The sequence below is a fragment of the Arenimonas metalli CF5-1 genome (assembly GCF_000747155.1).
GTDB lineage: Bacteria > Pseudomonadota > Gammaproteobacteria > Xanthomonadales > Xanthomonadaceae > Arenimonas > Arenimonas metalli.
The window spans coordinates 70,453-88,336 of record NZ_AVCK01000003.1 but is presented as its reverse complement, the minus strand read 5'-3'; the positions used below and the strand labels follow the sequence as shown (position 1 = coordinate 88,336).

The window sequence follows — 17,884 nt, the reverse complement described above, 5'->3', positions numbered from 1 at the left end:
CTCCCTGTAGGAGGGACTTCAGTCCCGATGCTTTTCAGGGCGCGACCAGCGCCCCGTCTTCCGCCACCCGATAATCCGCCGCCTCGTCCGCCTCCACCCACCGCACCCGATCCCCGATCGCCGCACCGCGCCACGCCGGCACCTCATGGCTCAGGCGCCGATAGATCCACTCGTCGCGCGCCGGGGTCAGCAGTCGAAGCTCGCCGTCGTGCGCCGCCAGCGCCTGCACCAGCGCCGGCTGGAACACCGCCTGCTTCCCGCCCACGCGCTGCATCTCGCGCTGCACGTTGACGCCGTGCCAGGTCGTCACCAGCGCCAGGAACAGCACCAGCCCGCGCCCCGCGCGCCCCAGCGCCGGCCACGCCAGCGCAAGGCAGGCCACGACCCAGGCCCAGAACCCGTAGCCGTACTGGTTGGCGGGAAACGCCAGCGGCAGCGCCGGCGCCAGCGCCAGGCTGCCGCCGACCACCAGCGCCAGCGCCCGTCGCGGCGCGCGCCACGCGATCGCCGCGACCAGCGCCAGCAGCAGGACCGACGCCAGCACCAGGTGCTTCGCGGACGCCAGCCAGGTGCCCGTGGCCTCGAACGCCGCCGGCCGCAGCGGGAACAGCCAGTACGTGGCCCAGTTGCGCGGCGCCGATCCCGGCGAGATCGCGTAGGTGCTGGCCTCGGCCGGCGTCATCAGCGTGTCGAACCGCAGCGCCAGGTAGAGCACCGCCGCCACGCCGCTGCCGATCACCGCGGCCAGCCCGACCGGCCGGCCGCGCTGCAGGCACCAGGCGAGGCCGAGCAGCGCGGGAATGGCCAGCGCGGCTTCCTTCGCCAGCAGCCCCAGCGCGGTGAAGGCGAACGCCACCGCGGCGGCCACCACCGGCGCGGCGCCGCGCGCGTGCAGCGTCACCAGCGCGTGCGCCAGCGCCAGCGCGGCGCCGACCCAGAGCAGGTCGGCCAGCGTGCCCACCCACCCGTGCACGTAAGCCGCGTACGGACCCAGCGCGAACAGCAGCGCCGCGCCGCGCGCCACCGCCGCCGAGGCATCGACGCGCTGCAGCAGGGAACCCAGGGCCAGCGCGACCGCGCTGCCCATCGCCACCCAAAGCAAATGCATGGCCTGCGGCCAGCCAAAGCTGGCGTGCGAAACCACCAGCCACAGGTTGAAGGTGAGCGGCCGCCACTGGAACGTGCCGACATCGGTCCAGGACACCCACGGCAGGTCGGCCCAGCCCGCCACGTCGGCGCGCGCGCCCCATTGCAGTTCGTCGTGGCTGAAATAGCCCGGGTTGGCCACCAGCAGCCACTGCAGGGCGACCAGGGCCAGCAGCAGGGGCAGGGCGCGCAGGCGCGGCGGGGCGTCGGGGCTGGCGGGCATCGTCGGGTCGCGCGGGAAAGCGCCATTCTGGCCGCCCGCGCCCGGCATCGCCAGCCGCGGCCATACGGGCGCGTCGGCAGGCCCCCCGGCGGGCCGCTACAATCGGGGGCCCATTCGCCGGCGCCCGCGCGCACGGCCCGAGACCGTCCGACCCATGTCCGAACAAGAAGACTTCAAGCAAGCCGCCCTCGACTACCACCGGCAGGCGCCGGCGGGAAAGATCAAGGTCACGCCCACCAAGGCGATGATCACCCAGCGTGACCTGGCCCTGGCCTATTCGCCGGGCGTGGCCGCGGCGTGCGAAGCCATCGTCGCCGACCCGGGCGAGGCCAGCGCACTCACCGCGCGCGGCAACCTGGTGGGCGTGATCACCAACGGCACCGCGGTGCTGGGCCTGGGCAACATCGGCCCGCTCGCCGGCAAGCCGGTGATGGAAGGCAAGGGCGTGCTGTTCCAGAAGTTCGCCGGCATCGACGTGTTCGACCTCGAGATCGCCGAGAACGACCCGGACAAGCTGGTCGACATCATCGCCTCGCTCGAGCCCACCTTTGGCGGCATCAACCTCGAGGACATCAAGGCGCCCGAGTGCTTCGTGGTCGAGAAGAAGCTGCGCGAGCGGCTGAAGATCCCCGTCTTCCACGACGACCAGCACGGCACCGCGATCATCGTCGGCGCGGCGGTGCTGAACGCGCTGCACGTGGTCGGCAAGGACATCGCGAACGTGAAGCTGGCGGTCAGCGGCGCCGGCGCCGCCGGCATCGCCTGCCTGGACATGCTGGTGGCGCTGGGCATGCAGCCGCAGAACATACTGGTCAGCGACCGCGACGGCGTGCTGCACGCCGGCCGGGCCGACCTGGCCCCCGGCGGCGCCAACCACGGCATCGTGCGCTACGCCCGCGACACCGCGGCGCGCACGCTGGCCGACATCATCGTGGGCGCCGACGTGTTCATCGGCGTCTCGGCCGGCAACGTGCTCACCGAGGCGATGGTGAAGCAGATGGCCGAACGCCCGGTGATCTTCGCGCTGGCCAACCCCACGCCCGAGATCGACCCGGCGCTGGCCCGGCAGGCGCGCCCTGACGCGATCATCGCCACCGGCCGCAGCGACCACCCGAACCAGGTCAACAACGCGCTCTGCTTCCCCTACATCTTCCGCGGCGCGCTGGATGTCGGCGCGACGACGATCAACGAGGAGATGAAGCTGGCCTGCGTGCGCGCGATCGCCGACCTGGCCCGTCGGGAAGCCACCGACCTCGGCGCCGCCTACGCCGGCGAGACGCCGCGCTTCGGCCCCGAATACCTGATCCCGCGCCCGTTCGACCCGCGCCTGCTGGTGTCGCTGGCGCCGGCGGTGGCGAAGGCCGCCATGGATTCCGGCGTCGCCACCCGGCCGATCGCCGACCTCGAGGCCTACCGCGACCGCCTCAGCAGCTGGGTGTTCCGCACCGGCCTGCTGATGAAGCCCGTGTTCGACCGCGCCCGCGCCGACCGCAAGCGCGTGGTCTACGCCGAGGGCGAGGAAGAAACCGTGCTGCGCGCCGTGCAGACCGTGGTGGACGAAGGCCTGGCCCGGCCGATCCTGGTCGGCCGCCCGGCGGTGATCGAGCGCCGTATCCAGCGCCTGGGCCTGCGCCTGCGCATCGGCGTGGACGTGGACGTGACCAACATCGACGACGACCCGCGCTTCAACGACTACTGGCAGCTCTACCACCAGATCATGCAGCGCAAGGGCATCACGCCCGCGGCGGCCAAGGCCATCGTGCGCTCGCGCGACGTGGTGATCGCCGCGCTGATGGTGCGCCGGGGCGAGGCCGACGCGCTGCTGTGCGGCCTGGTGGGCCGCTTCGTGCGCAAGCTCAAGTACGTGCGCGAGATTTTGGGCGTGGAAAGCGAGACCCGCGGCCTGTCCGCGCTCAGCGCCGTGCTCAACGAGAAGGGCGTGTTCTTCTTCACCGACACGCATGTGAACGTGGACCCGAGCGCGGCCGAAGTGGCCGAGTCGCTGATCCAGTCGGCGTTCCGGCTCAAGCTGTTCGGCATCACGCCGAAGGCGGCGCTGGTGAGCCACAGCAACTTCGGCTCCAGCGACAGCGCCTCCTCGCAGAAGATGCGCGACGCACTGGCGATCCTGCGCGAGCGCGCGCCCAAGCTCGAGGTCGAGGGCGAGATGCACGCCGACATCGCGCTCAACGAGGAGGCGCGCCAGCGCATCTTCCCGCAGTCGCAGCTCTCGGGCCGGGCCAACCTGCTGGCTTTCTCCAACCTCGATGCCGCCAACGCCAGCTACAACCTGGTGCGCAGCGTCACCGACGGCGTCGGCATCGGCCCGATCCTGATGGGCCTGGCGAGCGCCGCGCACGTGCTCACGCCTTCGGCGACGGTGCGACGCGTGGTGAACATGACCGCGATCGCGGCCGTGGACGCCCAGATCCGCATCGCCCGGGGCTGACATGGCGACCCGGACCACGACCTCGATCCAGCCGTCGCTGTTCGAGGCCGGGACCGTGGCCGACGTGCCGCCGGTGGCGACCATCCTGCTGGTCTGCTACCGCATGCAGGACACGATCCTCGAGGCGCTGGACTCGGCGCTGGCGCAGACCGTGCCCTGCGAGATCATCGTCTCCGACGACAGCTCCGGCGACGAATCACTGCAGCGCATCGCCGCGCGCGTGCGCGAATACCGTGGCCCGCATCGCCTCCGGGTGCGCAGCACCGAGCGCAACCTCGGCCTGTGCGCGCATCTCACCGAACTGGCGCCGCTGGCCGGCACCGGCATCCTGGTGTTCCTGGCCGGCGACGACGTGGCCTACCCGCATCGCGTCGAGCGGCTGGTGGCGCACATGCGCAAGCATCCGCAGGCGATGATCGTTGGCTCCACGGTCAACGACATCAACCCGCGCGGCGAGATCATCAAGCCGCGCAACCGCGGCCAGCAGGCGGTGCTGACCCAGCGCGACCTGCGCCGCGCCGGGCACCTGATCACCGTGCTGGGCGCCTCGATGGCGGTGCGCCGCGAGGTCTTCACCACGCTGCCGCCGCTGCAGGGCAGGGTGGAGGACAACGCGCTGCAGCTGCGTGCCGTGCTGTTGGGCGAATGCCACTGCCTGCCCGAGCCGCTGCTCGGCTACCGGCGCCACGAAGGCAACCTGGGCAACTGGGTGTTCGACCGCAGCGCCGACGACGCCGCCACCTGGCGCCGCCGCCAGCAGCGGGTGGCGCAGATGTACCACGAGGTCGCCGACGACCAGGACCGCTGCGTCGACGCCCGTCCCGACCTGCCCGCCGACCGCCGCGAACAGGGCCGCGGCCTGGCCACGATGTACCGCCTCGAGGCCCGCATGCGCGAAGCCCTGCTCGAGCCCGACCGCCGCCGCTGGCTCCGCCCCCTCTGGGATGGCCTCCGCTACCCCGGTCTGCGCCGCAAAGCCTTCGAACGCTCCCTGAAACTCCTCCTCCCCCGCAAATGAACCAGGTTCATTTGCGGCGCGGCGGCCCCTTGCGGACGCCGGCATTCCCGGCCATCGTTGGCGCGGGGAAAAATCAAATGAACCTGGTTCATTTGCCTGGGGGCGGGGATGAGGGCGGAGGGTGACATCACGGTGAACGGCAAGCTCATTCGCAAGGGCGAGAAGCTGCCGATGCTTTTCATCTACCCGTTCTTCCTCGTGCACATGGGGATGTTCGGGCTGTCGGGCTTCCTGATGGCCTACGCGGCCGACGACGTCGAGCTGGCGTTCCTGTACCTGCACGGCGGCATCGCCATCGTCGTCTACCTCGCGTTCTACCTGGCCATCTTCGGCCGGGACGAGGTGAAGTGGATGCTGATCAACGCGGCGCTCGGCCTGCTCGGCATCTGGGTCGAGATCGAGACCATCCTCGGCTGGTTCGGCAAGGCGCTCTCCGATTTCCCGCCATGGGTGCACGTCACGCCCTTCCTGTACTACATCCTCTACACCTTCCTGCTGCGGCAGATGCTGCTCGACCTCACCCGCTCGCGCGACAAGCCCGGGCGCAAGCGCGCGGTGGAAATGCTCTACGTGCTCGGCTCGTTGGCCGTGTATGGCGCGCTCTGGCTCAATCGCTGACGACTACTCGTCGTCGTCGCCGCGCAGCACCTTCTTCTGCATCGCGTCGAGGTAGGCATCGGCCTCCTCCACCGACGAGAAGATCTCGTCCAGCGGCACCGCCTTCACCACGTCGAACACCTTCTGGATCTGCGGCTTCGGGTTCACCACCACCACCTTGCCGCCGCGCGCCGCCAGCGCCTTGCGCGCCTTGAAGATCGAGCGCACGCCGGCCGAGCTGATGTAGTCGAGGCCGGCCAGGTCGAGCACCAGCGAATGGATGGACGAGCCCAGCACCGGCGCCAGCTGCTGGTCGAGGTCGCCGTAGGTGTGGGTGTCCAGCCGCCCGGCCAGGGCCACGCGCTGGTTGCCGTTGCCGGCGGGGGTGATCTCGATGCTCAGGCTCATGCAGTGCGCTCCGGAGTGGGGATGTGCAGGACGATGCGGAGGATGTTCTGGCCGTCGTCGCGGGCATAGGCGACGTCCTCGGCCAGCTCGCGGATCAGGTGCACGCCGAGGCCGCCGATCGGGCGGTCGGCGATGTCGGCGTAGAGGTCGGGCGTGGGCTGCGACAGCGGGTCGAAGGGCCGGCCGTCGTCGCGGAATTCCATGGAGAGCTGGTTGCCTTCGACCGTGGCCACCAGCTCCAGCGTCGGCTCGCGGCCGTCCTCGGCGCCGTGGTCGATGACGTTGCAGGCCACTTCCTCCACCACCAGGTGCACGTCGTGCATCAGGGTGGCCGGCAGGTCGTGGCCTTCGAGGCCGGCGTCCACCTGCGCCAGCAGCTGGTGCACCGCGTCGCCGGGCAGCGGCGGCTGCAGCGAGGCCTTCACGCTGAAGCGCTCGCGCACGCGGGCATCGCGCCGGTAGCGGATGGCCAGCACGGTGATGTCGTCGGACTGCGGCGCGCCGTTGGTGAAGGCGTGCACGGCGTCCACCAGGTGGCTGCACTGCGCGCGTGCGGACAGCGCGGGGTCGAGCGTCGCCAGCAGGCGGTCGGTGCCGAAGGGCTGGTCGTCACGATCAAACGCCTCGGTGATGCCGTCGGTATAGGTCAACAACGTGTCGCCCGCCATCAGTCGGCCACGCCAGGCGGGATACTCGCGCGCCACGTCCACGCCCAGCGGGCCCTCGGTGGGTACCGGCACGAACTCGCGCCGGCCGTCGGCACGCAGGATCACCGGCGCCTCGTGGCCGGCGCTGGCCAGCGCCAGCGCGCCGGTGCGCAGCTCGATCACGCCGCACAGCACGGTGGCGAACATGCAGGTGTCGTTGCCTTCGACCAGGTGCTTGGCCGCCTCGCGCAGCGCCTTGCCCGGCGAGCCGCCCAGCTGCGCCGCCACCTCCAGCACCGTCATCGTGCGCGCCATGAACAGCGCCGCCGGCACGCCCTTGTCCGACACGTCGCCGATCACGAACCACAGCGAGTCGCCGTCGCGCTCGAACAGGTTGTAGAAGTCGCCGCCCACCGCCTTGGCCGGCTCCAGCAGGCCGTGGAACTCGAGGTGGGCCTCGCCCGCGTCGAACTCGCTGCCGGCCGGCAGCATGGCCTGCTGGATGTCGGCGGCGATGTTGAGCTCGCCCTCGAGCCGGGCCCGTGCCGCGCCCATGTCGGCGATCTCGGTCATCTGCCGCTTGATCGAGGCGCGCGCGGTGTCGAACGCGCGCGCCAGCACCCCCACCTCGTCCTCGCGCTGCGTGTGCGCCAGCGGGTAATCGAACTCGCCCTGGGCGAAATGCCGCGCCGTATTGGTGATGTCCTCGATCGGCCGCGCGATCATGCCCGAGTAGCGCCGGATCGCCGCCACGCACAGCAGCACGCCGAACAGGCCGCCGAGCAGGCCCCAGAGCGTGATCCGGTTGAGCTGGGCCAGGATCACGTTCTCGTTCACCGCCAGCGTGAAGGTCCAGCCGGTGCTGCCGACCGGCCCGCCGAAGGTGTAGCGCACCAGCCCGGCGTCGGCGCCGCTGGCGACGCGGTGCTGCACCTCGAAGTCCTGGCGGCGCCGGATCTGGTCGGCCACCGGCGCCAGGTCGCTGCGGCCGCCGGTGGTGACCAGTCCCTCGAGGTTCTGCTTCATCGCCAGCGCGGGGTCCGGGTGCAGCGTGATCAGGTACTCGGGCGAGTAAAGCACCGGGATCAGGTTGCTGGCGTCGGGCAACTCGCCCAGCACGCTGCGCAGCCGCTGCAGCGGCACGTCCACGCTGACCATGCCGATCACGGCGCCCTCTGGCCCGTCGCCCGGGCGACGCAGCGGCAGATTGAAGGTGGTGAAGTACTCGCCGCCGGTGGCGGCGTTGGCGTAGGGCTCGCCCCACCAGGCCTGGCCCACGCCGGTGGTGCGCGTGTACCAGGGCATGTTCCGGTAGTCGTAGCCCAGGTCCTTGACCGAGGATTCCTTGAAGCCGCCGCCCTCGCGACGGATGTACCAGTCGAAGCCCGGGTCCTCGGGCGACAGCCGCCCCGGCTCGATGATCACCATGGCGCCAGCGATGGACGGGTCGGAGCGGATGGTGGACATCAGCAGCGTCCGCTGGCGCATCGGCTCCAGCCCCACGGCGGTGGCGTTCTCGGCCAGGGCCTGGCCGCTGACCTGCACCGATTCGAGGGTGGCCGCCAGGCCGCGGGAGGTCTGGCTGGCGAGGTTGTGGATCTCGGACTTGGCGTTCTGGATCAGCACGCCCCGCAGCGCCGCGTAGAACACCGCGGCCACGCCCAGCAGCAGCACGATGCTGGTCAGGCTGGACCAGAACATCAGCCGGGTGCGCAGGCTGCGCCGCCAGCCCAGGCGGCCGGCAGCCAGCAGGTCGGAGGCGCGTGGCAGGTTCGCTTCCATCGGTCCCCTCGGGGGCAGGGCCCGGACAGCATAGCCTCCGGAGGTGAGCCCCGGGTGCATACGGGGGCGTCGGGCCGGCCCCCTGCGGTAAACTCCCGAGCCTTGACTCTAAAACGGACCGGCCGCGCCCGAACGCCGGCCTCAGGAAGATGGAATGAACTGGCTGACCGACGTACTGGAAAACGACCTCGACCCCATCGAGACCCGCGAGTGGATCGAGTCCATGAAGGCCGTGCTCGACGCCGACGGCCCCGAGCGCGCCCACCACCTGCTCGAGCGGATGGTAGAGCTGACCCGCCGCGCCGGCGGCCAGCTGCCCTTCCAGCCCACCACCCAGTACATCAACACCATCCCGCCGCACCTGGAAGCCAAGCACGACGGCGACGCGACGCTGGAATGGCGCATCCGCAGCATCATCCGCTGGAACGCCATGGCCATGGTGGTCAAGGCCAACCGCAAGCCCGGCGACCTGGGCGGCCACATCGCGAGCTTCGCGTCCGGCGCCACGCTGTATGACGTGGGCTTCAACCACTTCTGGCGCGCGCCCTCGGCCGACCACCCGGGCGACATCCTCTACATCCAGGGCCACAGCTCGCCGGGCATCTACGCCCGCAGCTTCCTGGAAGGCCGCATCAGCGAGGACCAGCTCAACCATTTCCGCATGGAAGTGGACGGCAAGGGCATCTCCAGCTACCCGCACCCGTGGCTGATGCCGGACTACTGGCAGACCCCGACCGTGAGCATGGGCCTGGGCCCGATCAGCGCGATCTACCAGGCGCGCTTCCTGAAGTACCTCGAGCACCGCGGCCTGATCGCCCCGAGCGACCGCAAGGTCTGGTGCTTCCTCGGCGACGGCGAGACGGACGAGCCCGAGAGCCTGGGCGCGATCGGCGTGGCCGGCCGCGAGGGCCTCGATAACCTCATCTTCGTCATCAACTGCAACCTGCAGCGCCTGGACGGCCCGGTGCGCGGCAACGGCAAGATCATCCAGGAGCTGGAGGGCAGCTTCCGCGGCGCCGGCTGGAACGTGCTCAAGCTGGTGTGGGGCAGCTACTGGGATCCGCTGCTGGCGCGCGACACCGACGGCTCGCTCAAGAAAGTGATGATGGACACCGTCGACGGCGAGTACCAGAACTGCAAGGCCTTCGGCGGCGCCTACACGCGCGAGAACTTCTTCGGCAAGACGCCGCAGACGCTGCAGCTGGTGAGCAACCTCAGCGACCAGGACATCACGCGCCTGAACCGCGGCGGCCACGACCCGCACAAGGTGTACGCCGCCTACCACAGCGCCGTGCACCACAAGGGCCAGCCCACCGTGATCCTGGCCAAGACGGTGAAGGGTTACGGCATGGGCAGCTGGGGCGAGTCGCTGAACCCGACCCACCAGACCAAGAAGCTCGACGACAGCGCGGTGAAGGCCTTCCGCGACCGCTTCCAGATCCCCATCAGCGACGACAAGCTGGCCGAGGTGCCGTTCTTCCACCCGGGCGAGAAGTCGCCGGAAGTGGAATACATGCGCTCGCGCCGCGAGAAGCTGGGCGGCTACCTGCCGCAGCGTCGCCGCAAGACCTCGCAGGAGCTCAAGGCGCCCAAGCTCGAGGTGTTCGAGCGCCTGCTCAAGAGCACCGGCGAGCGCGAGAACAGCACCACCATGAGCTTCGTGCAGGCCCTGAACATCGTGCTGCGCGACAAGCAGGTGGGCCCGCGCTGCGTGCCGATCGTGGCTGACGAGGCGCGTACCTTCGGCATGGAGGGCCTGTTCCGCCAGATTGGCATCTACGCCCCGCACGGCCAGAAGTACAAGCCGGTGGACGCCGACCAGCTGATGTACTACCGCGAGGACCAGGCCGGCCAGGTGCTGGAAGAGGGCATCACCGAAGCGGGCGCCTTCAGCAGCTGGATGGCCGCGGCGACGAGCTACTCCTCGTCCGACCAGCCGATGCTGCCGTTCTACATCTACTACTCGATGTTCGGCTTCCAGCGCATCGGCGACAGCGCCTGGCAGGCCGCCGACATGCGCGCCCGCGGATTCCTGCTCGGCGCCACCGCCGGCCGCACCACGCTGAACGGTGAAGGCCTGCAGCACGAAGACGGCCATTCGCACCTGCTGGCCGGCGCCATCCCGAACTGCAAGGCGTATGACCCCACCTTCGGCTTCGAAGTGGCGGTGATCCTGCAGCACGGCATGCAGCGCATGCTCGAGGACCAGGTGGACGAGTACTACTACCTGACCCTGATGAACGAGAACTACCCCCACCCCGACATGCCGGAGGGCGCGGCCGAGGGCATCCTCAAGGGCATGTACCTGCTCAAGGACGCCGGCAAGCCCAAGAAGGGCGAGCTGCGCGTGCAGCTGATGGGCTCAGGCACCATCCTGCGCGAGGCGATCGCCGCGGCCGAGCTGCTCGACAAGGACTTCGGCGTCACCGCCGACATCTGGAGCTGCCCCAGCTTCACCGAGCTGCGCCGCGACGGCTTCGACGCAGAGCGCTGGAACCGCCTCAACCCCGAGGCCAAGACCCCGCGCAAGGCCTACGTCACCGAATGTTTGGAAGGCCGCCAGGGCCCGGCCATCGCCGCCACCGACTACGTGCGCGCCTTCGCCGACCAGATCCGCGCCTTCGTGCCGATGAAGTACACCGTACTCGGCACCGACGGCTTTGGCCGCTCCGATACCCGCGCGAACCTGCGGCGCTTCTTCGAGGTCGACCGGTACTACATCGCCCACGCGGCGATCGCGGCGCTGGCGGTGGAAGGGAAGATGAATGCGAAGGATGTGGCGCGGGCGATCAAGCAGTACAAGATCGACACCGACAAGTCGAACCCGACGGCCGTGTGAAGCGCGAACCGCCGCAAGGCTGGGCGGTTCGTGCTTGGGCGGGTCAATGGTGATCGGCTGCGGCAATCGACGCGACGGCGGCATCGCGTCGCGTGGGGTTTGAGGCCCTAGTCGGACGGGGTGTCCCAGGGCAGATCGCTGCCAAGCCTGAGTTCAAGCGCCGGGCCAGCCAAGCCAAACGCGATTCCCTGCCTGCTCCCGGCGATGCCGTGGGCAGTGTCCGGCTGCGCTTGACTTGACATGATACCGACCGGTCTATATCATTCGCAGCGAATCCTCCGCTGGAGCAGGCATGAGCAAGGTTCGCGAGCGGATCCTGGATGTCGCCACCCACCTGTTCTATCGGCAGGGGATCCAGGCGGTCGGCGTGGACGCCATCATCAGCACCGCGGAAGTCGCCCGCATGAGCTTCTATCGGCACTTCCAGTCGAAGGAAGGTCTGGCCTTGGCGGTGCTGGAGCGGCGCGACGAACGAGTCTGTGCCTGGTTCGAGCAGGAGGTCGAGCGCCTGGCGCCCGATCCCCATCTGCGGCCGCTGGCCGTGTTTGACGCCTTGGCGATCCGCCTGGCCAGCCCCGAATACCGCGGCTGCGCCTTCCTCAACACCATCGCCGAGACGCCGCCGCCCGACCACGCCCTGCATCGGGCAGCGGCTGCGCACAAGCGCCGCTTCGAGGCCTACTTCGCCCGTTTGCTGCGGGCGGCCGGGCTGGACGAAAGCGCGGCGGGCGATCTCATGCTGCTGTTCGACGGGGCCGTGGTCACCGCGGTTCGCGAAGGAAACCCGACTCCCGCCACGCGCGCGAGAAGCATGGCGGCGCGGGTGCTCGGCATCGCGCCGGCGAATTGAGTCAGTGCCTGACTGAGAGCGTGGTCATGTCCGCGAACGTGGTGTCTCAAGACCCGGCCGCTCGCGGCGAACGCCTGCTGCAGTTGGATGTGCTGCGCGGCCTGTCCTTGTTCGGCGTGCTGCTGGTCAACATCGGCTACTTCTGCGGTGCCGATTCGGCGCGGGCGGCCGGCGTCGCCTATCCGCTGGGAGACTTCGGTGGCTTGGCCGGCGACCTCGTTCGGGTGCTGCTGGAGAACAAGGCGGCGGCGCTGCTGTCGATCCTGTTCGGTGCCGGCCTGGCCATCCAGGCCGATCGTGCGTCCGACAAGGGCCGGTCGCGCTGGCCGTTTGCGCTGCGTCGCAGCGCGGTGCTCGCCCTGCTGGGCAGCGTGCACACGTTCTTGCTGTGGAACGTCGACATCCTGCTCGACTACGCGCTGATCAGCCTGATGGTCCTGCCCTTCCTGCGGCTGTCGGCCGGCCGGGTGCTGTGGGCGATCCCGGTGGTGCTGCTCGTCTCGGCGGTGATTGCCGGGCCGATGCTGGCGCTCGCCACGGATCTGTCGCCGGCGCAAACCTACAGTCTCAGTCTCCAGCACTACGGGCAAGGCGGTTGGCTCGACGCGCTGCAATACCGATGGTGGGAAACGCTGCATGTGATCGGCCCGATGCGCCTCGCCAATCGCTTCGTCATCCTGGCGCCGTTCTTCATCGTCGGCGTGGCGGCCTGGAAGGCCGGATGGCTTTCGGCGCCGGACGCGCATCGGCGTCGGCTGCGGCAGGTCTTCGTGCTCTGCTTCGGCTTCGGGCTGGTGGCCAACGCGGTGCCGCAGGAGGCGCTGCATGCCTGGGTGAATCAGCTTGCCCTGCAGCCGCTGCGGGTCTTGATCAAGGCGACCTTCTTATTCGCCAAGTTCGCGCTGACCCTGGGCTACGCGGCCGGCATCCTGTTGCTGCTGCAGCGATCGCGCTGGCGAGTGTGGCTGGGTGTGTTCGCGCCGCTCGGCCGCATGGCGCTGACCCAGTACCTGCTGCAGTCGCTAGTCTGCACCTGGATCTTCTACGGCTTCGGGCTGGGACAGTACGGGCGGATGCCCCTCGACCTGGCGCTGGCGCTGGGCGTGCTGCTGTTCGCCCTGCAGGTGATCAGCAGCCGCTGGTGGTTGGCGCGCTTCAGCATCGGCCCGGTGGAGTGGCTGTGGCGGCGATTGAGCTACGGCGGCATTCGCCAGCGCCCACCCGAACTCGCAGCGGCCGCGGCGGAGGCTGGACAGGCCCGAAGCCGTTAATGAACCGCGCTGGTCGATGCGACGCTGCGGATTTCCGCGAAGCGTCAGCTTGAAGCGTGATTGATGTCCGGCTTGCGGCACGCAAGCCGGATGGCTGCGACAGGCGAACGAAGGCCTCAGTCGTCCTTCTTGACCGCGTTCTTGATCTCGGTGGTCGCTTCACCGACCTTGCGCTGCGCCTTGCCGAGGTTCTTCTCGACCTTGCCGGCCAGCTCCTTGGACTGGTTGCCGGTGACCTTGCCAGTCGCTTCCTTGAGGCTGCCCTTGACCTGGTGCCCGATGCCGCCCTTGGTGTTCTTGTCCATGGAGTTCTCCCGACGCCAGGGATGGCGCGTCCAGGGAGTATCCGGCCCGGTGCCTGAACCCCATCAGCGAACGACGGGTGGCGCAACGCGGCGGCCACGCGCGCCAACCGCGACGGCGGCACTGGCCGCGATCGGCACCCCGATCAACACGGCCGCGACGAACCACGTCGGGAAATCGGACTCCAGGTTCCAGGCAGCCCACACGGCCGCCGCGATCCACAGACCGGCCAGGGCCAGCGCCAGCGCGCGCGGCCAGAGCGGTGACCCGCGCGCGGGCAGCCACACGGCCACGAACGCCGACAGCAGCAGCCAGCCCAGGTCCCAGGCCAGCCGCAGCGTGCCGCCCGCGGGAAGACGCATCACATCGGCCAGTGCACCGCCCAGCGCGTTGAACGCCGGCACGCCGGCCAGAGCGGCCGCCAGGATCAGTAGAGCTCTCAACAGCGGCATGCGCCGAGCGTATCGGGGGCGGGACGCAGCCGCAATTTCCAGCACCGGCGCGGCAAGGGCAGCCCGCCGTGGTCGAGCGGGGGCGCTGGCTTCGCCGGCGTAGCGAAAGCTGGCACACTCCGGCGAAACCGATGCGGAGAACGTGTATGCGCCTGCTGTCCCTTGGCCTGCTGTGCGCGTTGACCGCGTGCGCGTCGTCTCCACCCCGGGAACCCGCGGTCGCCGCGCCGCCCGTGCCCGCAGCAGCGATCAAGCAGCCCAGCGAGCACACCGGCACGATCGCCGGCGCGCCCTGGCGGCTGGACGTGCCCGTGAACTGGAACGGTGAGCTGGTGGTGTATTTCCGCGGCTACGCGCCGCAGGAGCAGCCGCTTCCCGAGGTGATGCCCCTCACCGGCTACGAGGGATGGATGCTCAGCGCGGGCTTCGCGGTCGCGCAGTCCGACTATTCCGCGCGGGGCTGGTCGGTTGCCGAAGGGTTGGCCGACAGCGAGGCGCTGCGCAAGCACGTCATGGGCCTGCTGGGTGCGCCCATGCGCACCTGGGCGGTGGGCCACTCGATGGGCGCGCACATCGTGCTCGGGACGCTGGAGCAGCACGGCGCGGCCTACGACGGCGGCCTCGCGCTGTGCGGCGTGAACGCGCCGTCCGAAGAGCTGTTCAGCGGCCCGGTGCTGGGCGCGCTCGCGGTGTTCGCCGACCGCCACCCGGGCGTGCTGTCGCCGGGCGGCCTGTTCGACGCCGACGTGCCGCGCTGGCCCGACGCGGCGAAGATCGAGGCCGCGCTGGCCTCCGACGAAGCCTTCGCGGCCCGCTTTGGCCAGGCCTTCGGCATCCCGCGCGAAGGCATGGCCGGCGGCCTGATGCTGCGCTTCGCGGTGCTGCACGAGCTGCGCGAGCGCGCCGGCGGCGTGCCGGTGGACAACACCCGCGTGACCTACAGCGGACTGGGCAATGACGCCGCGCTCAACGCGCGCGTGCGCCGCTACGCCGGCGAACCCTCGGCCGTGGCCTACGCCAACGCCCGGCTACAGCTGACCGGCGCGACCGCGAGCCCCGTGGTGCTGATGGCCAACGTGGCCGACGAAGTCGTTCCGTCCCAAACCTCCTCGCGCTACCTCGACCTGGCGCGCAAGGCCGGGCGCGGCGACCAGGTGTTCGAGCTTCCGCCCATCGGCAGCGGCCACTGCCAGTTCCCGCCCGAAAGCCAGGCCGCGGCGCTGGCCAAGCTCCGCGCCTGGGTGATCGAGCGCAAGCACCCGGGACAAGCGCCGCGCTGAGACCTGGCGTAAGGTTGCACGCACTATCAGGGAACGGGGTCAGGTTCGTAACCTGGCCTTGCGCTTGGGAACCACACAGGGAGCGCCGCCGCGCGGCGGCACTGGAGCCACCATGAACCTCGGCAATTTCTCCGTCAGCCTCGCGGTGAAGGACATCCACGCCTCCCGCAAGTTTTACGAGGCGCTCGGCTTCACCGCCTTCCACGACCAGTCCCAGCACGGCTGGATGATCCTGAAGAACGGCGACACCGTGATCGGCCTGTTCCAGGGCATGTTCGAGAAGAACATGCTCTGCTTCAACCCGGGCTGGGACAACAACGGCCAGAATGTCGACCCCTTCACCGACGTGCGCGAGCTGCAGCGCCAGCTCAAGGCCCGCGGCATCACGCCGGTGAAGGAGGTGGACGAATCCACCACCGGCCGCGGCCACTGCATCGTGGTCGATCCCGACGGCAATCCGATCCTGCTCGACCAGCACCGCTGAAGCCCCGCCCCCGGATGCGCCAGTCCATCCATCTCGTGCGCACCGCCGACGGCGTGCACCTGGCCTGGACGCGCACCGGCACCGGGCCGTCGCTCGTCAAGGCCGCGAACTGGATGACCCACCTGCGCGACGACGTCGACAGCCCGGTCTGGCGGCACTGGCTGCGTTTCTTCTCCACCCATTTCGACCTGCTGCGCTTCGACGAGCGCGGCTGCGGGCTGTCGGACCGCGAGGTCGGCGACGTCGCGGAAACGCACTGGCTTTCCGACCTGAAAACCGTGGTCGAGGCCGCGAATCCGCGCGCGCCGCTGGTCCTGCTGGGCATCTCGCAGGGCGGCGCGGCGGCGATCCGCTATGCCATCCGGCACCCCGAGCGGGTGTCGCACCTGATCCTCTACGGCAGCTATGCGCGCGGCTGGGCCAGGCGCAGCGAGCGTGACGCCGAGCACTACCGCGCCGTCGTGGAGATGGTGCGGCTGGGCTGGGGCAGCGACAACCCGGTGTTCCGGCAGGCCTTCACCGCGCGCTTCCTGCCGGGCGGCACGCACGAGCAGCTCGACTGGTACAACGACCTGTGCCGCAAGACCTGTTCGCCGGAGATGGCGGTGAAGCTGCTGTCGGTGCGCGCCTTCACCGACATCTCCGAGCTGCTGCCGCAGGTGCGGGTGCCGACGCTGGTGCTGCACGCGCGCGAGGACGAGGTGGTGCCGTTCGACGAAGGTCGCCGGCTGGCCGCGGGCATTCCCGGTGCCGAGTTCGTCGAGCTCGAGTCGCGCAACCACGTGCTGCTTGGGCACGAGGCGGCCTGGGCGGTGTTCCAGCGCGCGGTGCTGGACTTCGCGGGCATCGCGCCGGGCGAGCGACCGGCGGCGGGCGAGGAAGCGCTCAGCCGTCGCGAGCGCGAGGTGCTGCACCTGCTGTGCCGGGGCCTGGGCAATGCCGACATCGGGCGGCGCCTGCTGATCAGCGAGAAGACCGTGCGCAACCACCTCTCCAACCTTTACCGGAAGCTGGGCGTCGCCAACCGGGGGCAGGCGATCGTGCGCGGTTCTTCGGCGGGCGGCGCGCCTTAACAATCGGGACAATTGTCCCGGGAATAGGCCTGCGCCTGCCGGCCATCGGGACACCCGCCCCATGGCAGGGGGCGGGCCCGGGCGTAGCGTTCGCGGCAGTCCCCCTGCGAGTCCGTGCCATGAAGCGAAGCGCGATCCTGCTGTTCGGCCTGGTGACCTACGCGATCTTCTTCGCCACCTTCCTCTACCTGATTGCCTTCACCGGCAACCTGCAGGCCACCGCGCTGGCGGAATGGCTACCGCGGTTGCCGGCGCTGGTGCCGCGTTCGGTCGACCTCGGCGGCCAGCCGACGCCGATGGCCACGGCCGTGCTGGTCAACCTGGGCCTGGTGCTGGTGTTCGGCCTGCAGCACAGCGTGATGGCGCGGCTCGGTTTCAAGGCCTGGCTCAGGCAGCGGCTACCGGCCTCGGCCGAACGCAGCGTGTACGTGCTGCTGGCCAGCCTCGTGCTGATGCTGCTGTTCTGGCAGTGGCGTCCGCTGCCCGGCCTGCTGTGGTCGGCGGCGACGCCGGTGGGGCAGGCCATCGGCTGGGCGGTGTTCGCGGGTGGCTTCGGCCTCGTGCTGCTGTCCACCTTCCTGATCGACCATTTCGACCTGTTCGGCCTGCGCCAGGTCTGGCAGCAGTTCATCGGCCGCGCCGAAGGCGGGCACGCCTTCGTGACGCCGCTGCTGTACCGGCTCGTCCGCCACCCGCTCTACCTGGGCTTCATCCTCGCGCTCTGGGGCGGCCCGACCATGACCGTGGGCCACGCGCTGTTCGCGGGATCGCTGACCGCCTACATCCTGGTCGCCATCCGTTTCGAGGAACGCGACCTGGCGCACCAACTCGGCGACCGCTACCGGGCCTACCGCCAGCGCGTGCCCATGCTGGTGCCGTTCACCGCGCGGCCCTTCCGCGAGGAGGACAGCGCGGGTATCGTCGTGGCCGCCGACGGCCATCCGACCGTGCTCGATCGGCATCGCTAGTTCCGAACGCCGTCGCCCGGCAAGGAGTTTTCGTGCCCGAGCTGTTCCCCTTGGCCCCGCGGCGGTGCTCCCGCCCCACGTCGGGTCCGCGTCA

The 17,884-nt window shown here is 70.0% G+C and carries 15 protein-coding genes; 10 read left to right on the top strand and 5 right to left on the bottom strand.

Translation table 11 applies throughout. From position 1 onward, the window contains the following. Nucleotides 1–34 precede the first annotated feature (34 nt). Nucleotides 35–1,369, bottom strand: a complete 1,335-nt coding sequence (locus N787_RS01090) for a hypothetical protein (protein WP_156968855.1) — start codon at nucleotides 1,367–1,369, stop codon at nucleotides 35–37. 154 nt (nucleotides 1,370–1,523) lie between these two features. Between N787_RS01090 and N787_RS01085 the strand changes: the two genes are divergently transcribed. The 3 genes from N787_RS01085 to N787_RS01075 all read left to right on the top strand — a co-directional run bounded on the left by N787_RS01085 (nucleotide 1,524) and on the right by N787_RS01075 (nucleotide 5,454). Further along, a complete protein-coding gene (locus N787_RS01085; protein ID WP_034210119.1) occupies nucleotides 1,524–3,818 on the top strand; it encodes an NADP-dependent malic enzyme in 2,295 nt (764 codons plus the stop codon). Nucleotide 3,819: 1 nt separating this feature from the next. Continuing rightward, complete coding sequence (locus N787_RS01080) at nucleotides 3,820–4,836, top strand: glycosyltransferase (protein WP_034210117.1); 1,017 nt, start codon at nucleotides 3,820–3,822, stop codon at nucleotides 4,834–4,836. Between the two features lie 108 nt (nucleotides 4,837–4,944). Continuing rightward, nucleotides 4,945–5,454, top strand: a complete 510-nt coding sequence (locus N787_RS01075; RefSeq protein ID WP_034210115.1) for a hypothetical protein — start codon at nucleotides 4,945–4,947, stop codon at nucleotides 5,452–5,454. Between the two features lie 3 nt (nucleotides 5,455–5,457). Here N787_RS01075 and N787_RS01070 read toward each other — a convergent pair whose 3' ends face one another. Both N787_RS01070 and N787_RS01065 read right to left on the bottom strand, forming a co-directional pair. Continuing rightward, nucleotides 5,458–5,841, bottom strand: a complete 384-nt coding sequence (locus N787_RS01070) for an STAS domain-containing protein (protein ID WP_034210113.1) — start codon at nucleotides 5,839–5,841, stop codon at nucleotides 5,458–5,460. Next, nucleotides 5,838–8,270 (bottom strand): SpoIIE family protein phosphatase, encoded by a 2,433-nt coding sequence (locus N787_RS01065; RefSeq protein WP_169742269.1) that lies wholly within the window; start codon nucleotides 8,268–8,270, stop codon nucleotides 5,838–5,840. The genes N787_RS01070 and N787_RS01065 overlap by 4 nt, the downstream gene beginning before the upstream one ends. Before the next feature lie 154 nt (nucleotides 8,271–8,424). Here N787_RS01065 and aceE point away from each other — a divergent pair, with 154 nt between their 5' ends. From aceE to N787_RS01050, 3 genes are all read left to right on the top strand, one after another. After that, nucleotides 8,425–11,109, top strand: a complete 2,685-nt coding sequence (gene aceE / locus N787_RS01060; RefSeq protein ID WP_034210111.1) for a pyruvate dehydrogenase (acetyl-transferring), homodimeric type — start codon at nucleotides 8,425–8,427, stop codon at nucleotides 11,107–11,109. A gap of 292 nt (nucleotides 11,110–11,401) precedes the next feature. After that, nucleotides 11,402–11,959, top strand: coding sequence for a TetR/AcrR family transcriptional regulator (locus tag N787_RS01055; RefSeq protein WP_034210109.1), 558 nt, complete (start codon nucleotides 11,402–11,404; stop codon nucleotides 11,957–11,959). A 26-nt stretch (nucleotides 11,960–11,985) separates the two neighbouring features. Beyond that, nucleotides 11,986–13,230 carry a DUF418 domain-containing protein gene (locus tag N787_RS01050; protein WP_034210107.1) on the top strand — a complete coding sequence of 415 codons (1,245 nt, stop codon included), beginning with the start codon at nucleotides 11,986–11,988 and terminating at the stop codon, nucleotides 13,228–13,230. Nucleotides 13,231–13,346: 116 nt separating this feature from the next. Here N787_RS01050 and N787_RS01045 read toward each other — a convergent pair whose 3' ends face one another. Both N787_RS01045 and N787_RS01040 read right to left on the bottom strand, forming a co-directional pair. After that, entirely contained in the window at nucleotides 13,347–13,535 is a 189-nt protein-coding gene (locus tag N787_RS01045; RefSeq protein ID WP_034210104.1) for a CsbD family protein, read from the bottom strand. A 63-nt stretch (nucleotides 13,536–13,598) separates the two neighbouring features. Beyond that, entirely contained in the window at nucleotides 13,599–13,985 is a 387-nt protein-coding gene (locus N787_RS01040) for a hypothetical protein (RefSeq protein ID WP_156968854.1), read from the bottom strand. A 146-nt stretch (nucleotides 13,986–14,131) separates the two neighbouring features. Here N787_RS01040 and N787_RS01035 point away from each other — a divergent pair, with 146 nt between their 5' ends. The 4 genes from N787_RS01035 to mddA all read left to right on the top strand — a co-directional run bounded on the left by N787_RS01035 (nucleotide 14,132) and on the right by mddA (nucleotide 17,790). Next, on the top strand, nucleotides 14,132–15,265 hold the full coding sequence (locus tag N787_RS01035; RefSeq protein WP_156968853.1) for an alpha/beta hydrolase family protein: 1,134 nt from the start codon (nucleotides 14,132–14,134) through the stop codon (nucleotides 15,263–15,265). A gap of 112 nt (nucleotides 15,266–15,377) precedes the next feature. Beyond that, entirely contained in the window at nucleotides 15,378–15,749 is a 372-nt protein-coding gene (locus N787_RS01030; protein WP_034210100.1) for a VOC family protein, read from the top strand. 14 nt (nucleotides 15,750–15,763) lie between these two features. Then, nucleotides 15,764–16,822 (top strand): alpha/beta fold hydrolase, encoded by a 1,059-nt coding sequence (locus N787_RS15395; protein WP_034210098.1) that lies wholly within the window; start codon nucleotides 15,764–15,766, stop codon nucleotides 16,820–16,822. 119 nt (nucleotides 16,823–16,941) lie between these two features. Further along, nucleotides 16,942–17,790 (top strand): methanethiol S-methyltransferase, encoded by an 849-nt coding sequence (mddA, locus tag N787_RS01020; protein ID WP_084590556.1) that lies wholly within the window; start codon nucleotides 16,942–16,944, stop codon nucleotides 17,788–17,790. Nucleotides 17,791–17,884 lie beyond the last annotated feature (94 nt).